This is a genomic window from Methylacidimicrobium cyclopophantes, assembly GCF_902143385.2.
GTDB classification, from domain to species: Bacteria; Verrucomicrobiota; Verrucomicrobiia; order Methylacidiphilales; family Methylacidiphilaceae; genus Methylacidimicrobium; species Methylacidimicrobium cyclopophantes.
In genome coordinates this window covers 1-3,236 of the sequence record NZ_CABFUZ020000062.1, presented here as the reverse complement: position 1 = coordinate 3,236, position 3,236 = coordinate 1, and the positions used below count along the sequence as shown (strand labels likewise).

General features: G+C 64.2%; 5 protein-coding genes. All 5 read left to right on the top strand.

Translation table 11 applies throughout. The features are described 5' to 3' along the window. The coding region (locus FN369_RS10975; protein WP_178087597.1) for a hypothetical protein at positions 1-543 on the top strand (543 nt) is incomplete at its 5' end. A gap of 14 nt (positions 544-557) precedes the next feature. Next, on the top strand, positions 558-860 hold the full coding sequence (locus FN369_RS01310) for a nitrogen fixation protein NifZ (protein ID WP_142524414.1): 303 nt from the start codon (positions 558-560) through the stop codon (positions 858-860). Continuing rightward, a complete protein-coding gene (locus tag FN369_RS01305) occupies positions 853-2,052 on the top strand; it encodes a cysteine desulfurase family protein (protein ID WP_142524413.1) in 1,200 nt (399 codons plus the stop codon). The genes FN369_RS01310 and FN369_RS01305 overlap by 8 nt, the downstream gene beginning before the upstream one ends. After that, positions 2,018-2,239, top strand: a complete 222-nt coding sequence (gene nifT / locus FN369_RS01300) for a putative nitrogen fixation protein NifT (protein ID WP_142524412.1) — start codon at positions 2,018-2,020, stop codon at positions 2,237-2,239. The genes FN369_RS01305 and nifT overlap by 35 nt, the downstream gene beginning before the upstream one ends. Continuing rightward, on the top strand, positions 2,236-3,236 hold a 1,001-nt coding region (locus FN369_RS01295), incomplete at its 3' end, for a DegT/DnrJ/EryC1/StrS family aminotransferase (RefSeq protein ID WP_142524411.1). The genes nifT and FN369_RS01295, both read left to right, overlap by 4 nt.

Below are 3,236 nucleotides of genomic sequence, written 5' to 3'. Positions count from 1 at the left end.
GCGGCCTGCCGCGAAAAGCGGCGCGCCGGAAGAAGCGACGCATCGGGAGTCAGCGAAGGCCTCGCGGAAGCCCATTGGGGGCCCCTTTCGAGGCGAAGCGAAGAGCTCCTCCGCGCTGCGGGCGGCTCGTTCCGCTCTCACTCCCGGGCCGAGAGTCTGCTGCGCGAGGCGAGTCAAGTCGATCCGGGGCATATCTCGGTCCTGATCGGCAGCTACCGCTTCGCCTTTTATTCGGGGAAGCTTGCCGAAGCCCGGGATCGGGCCCTGGAGTGCCTGGCAGCCGTAGCAGAGAAGGCGGGTTTTCCCAAGGAATGGGCTTCGGTCTCTGCGACCGACCGGGAAGAGAGGGCCCGGGAAGATCCCCTCTTTCGCCTCTACCTCTTTGCGTTGAAGGCGTACGGCTACTTGGAAATCCGCTTGGGAGAAACGGAAAGAGGGCTCGCCGCCCTACGCAAGCTGGAGGAGCTCGATCCCAAGGGCCTGCTACGGGGGAAGGATTTGCGGCGGATCGTGGAGCGAGGGCCAATGGAGGACGAGGAGTAGGAAAGGAGGAAGGGATGGGAATGGAGGATGAGGTCGAACTCGATGGGCCACCCGCCTTTGCATACGGCCAGAAAGTGGTCTCGCGGAGGCACATCCGAAACGACGGGACCTTCCCGGGCAAGGAGATCGGAGAGATCTTGATCAAGAAGGGAGAGAAAGGGGTCGTGACGAGCATTGGCACCTTTCTCCAGCGTTTTTACATCTACGGCGTCGACTTCTACGAGCGCGGCTACGTGGTCGGGATGAAGGGAAAGGAGCTCGAACCGGTGGCGGAAGAAAGCCCGGGAAGGGCTGAGGCGAAGACGAGCCATGGATGAAACGGAGCGGATCTATCTCGATCACAACGCGACCACGCCCCTTCGGCCCGAAGCCTTGGAGGAGATGTGTCCTTACCTTCGGGAACGCCACGGGAATCCTTCGAGCCCCGGTTTTAGCGGGCGGCTGGCCAAGGAGGCGGTCGTCCGGGGCCGGCGCGAGGTAGCCGCCCTCCTCGGGGCCGAACCTGCAGAGATTGTCTTTACCAGCGGCTGCACCGAATCGATTCACCACGCGATCCTGGGAGCGCTCGAGCTTGCTCCGGATCGGGCCCGCATCGTCTCGACAGGGGTGGAACATCCCGCCACGGCCCTTCTTTTGGACCGCTTGGAAGGCCGCGCGGTAGAGGTGGTTCGCTTGCCCGTCGATCGCCAAGGGATGCTGGACCCGGGACAGATTGAGCAGGCGCTCTCCCCGCCTCCGGCGCTGCTTTCGCTTGTCTGGGTTAACAACGAGACCGGGGTGATCGCGCCCGTGGAAGAGGCGATCGCGCTCGCAAAGGAGCGGGGGCTGCTCTGCCACTTGGATGCGGCCCAGGCGGTCGGAAAGCTTCCCGTCGATGCGCGAGCGCTCCCCTTCGACCTGCTCTCCTTTTCGGCGCATAAGATCGGCGGACCGAAGGGAATCGGAGCTCTTTTCGTGCGGAAGGGGGTCGCTTTGCCCCCCCTTTTTTGCGGTCACCAGGAGCGGGGCCGGCGCGGAGGGACGGAAAATGTGGCCGCGATCGTGGGATTCGGCGTCGCGGCAAGGTTCGCGTCGTGCGATCCGGTGGATCGGAGCCGACGCGTCGGGTTGCTTCGCGATCGGCTGGAAGGGGAGATCGTCCGTCTACTCCCCTTTGCAACGATCCACGGCGGGAGCGCGCCCCGCGTGGCCAACACTTCGAGCATCGGCTTTCGTGGAATCGACGGCGAGGAGTTGCTCGCCGGGCTGGAACGACGGGGAATCGAAGCCTCCCTGGGATCGGCCTGCTCTAGCGGCAAGGGAGAGCCTTCGCGGATCCTTGCGGCGATGGGGATTTCCGCGGAGGACGCGCGGTCGACCCTTCGTTTCAGCTTGGGGGAAGAGACGAGCCCCGAGCAGATCGATCGAGCGGTTCGGGCCATCGTGGAGGAGGCGAGAGGGATCGACGGAAGACAAAGAGGGGGAGGAAGAAACGATGAAGATCATGATTCGGCGTCGCGGTGCGGGTGAGCTGTCGGTCTACGTAGCGAAGAAGGATCTGGAAGAGCCGGTAGTCCTCGCGGAAAAGCCCGAGCTTTGGGGAGGCACGGTCACTCTCGCCAACGGATGGCGCTTTCAGCTTCCGGAGATGCCCAAGGATACGCCTCTGCCCATCACCGTCGACGCCCGGAGGTTAGCCGAAGAGGGAGAGGAATGAAGGAAGGGCCGTCTCCTCCTTCGCCGATGCTTCGCATTCCGCTTTCGGATCCGGACTTGACCGAGGAAGAGCTCGATGCCGTCGAGTCGGTGCTTCGATCCCCGGAGGTCAGCGGAGGGACTCTCGTCGAACGATGGGAGAAGGAATTCGCGGCCTGGGTGGGGCGGAAGCATGCCATTGCGGTCGCCAGCGGAACCATCGGCCTCTGGCTCGCCCTCCGGGCTCTGGGCATCGGGCCCGGAGACCGGGTGATCCTTTCCGGCTACTCGTGGCATCAGATCGGTCAGGCGATCGTGCTTTGCGGAGCGGAGGCGGTCTTCGCCGATATCGATTATTGGTCCGGCGCCCTTTCTCCGGAGCGGGTCGCCGGCGCGATGGTCGAGGGTGTGCGTGCGATTCTCGCCGGAAACACGCTTGGCCATCCCGCTCCATGGAAGGAGCTCAGGCAACTGGCCGAGGAGCGGGGACTCTTGTTGCTCGAGGATTCGACCGAGGCTCTCGGCTCCCGGTACGGCGATCGGAGGACCGGGGCCTTCGGCCGGGTGGCGGTCTTCGATTTTTCTCAACCCGGAGCGCTCGTCTCCGGGGAAGGAGGGATGGTCGTGACCGACGACGAGGATCTGGCGGCCCGAATCCGGTACGTGCGAAGTCGCTCGCGCGGAGAGCGCTTTTCCCTGATCGCCACGAAGGAGGCTTGCCTCCACGCTCCGCCGGGCAACCTCGCCGCGGCGCTGGGACTGGTGCAGCTCCGCCGGATCGAGCCGATTCTGGAGCGCCGCCGTGTCGTCGAGGCTTGGTACTTCCAGCAGATGAAATCCTTCGAAGGGATCAAGGACCCCTACGTCTCTCCGGATGCGAGCGAGGTGCACTGGTTTCTCTACCCGATCCACCTGGGGACTCGATTCACCCGATCGAGCCGGGATGCGATTCTCGAGGATCTCGCTCAGGCGCAGATCGAGGCATCGGCCTATTGTCAACCCCTGCATCTGCAGTGGTA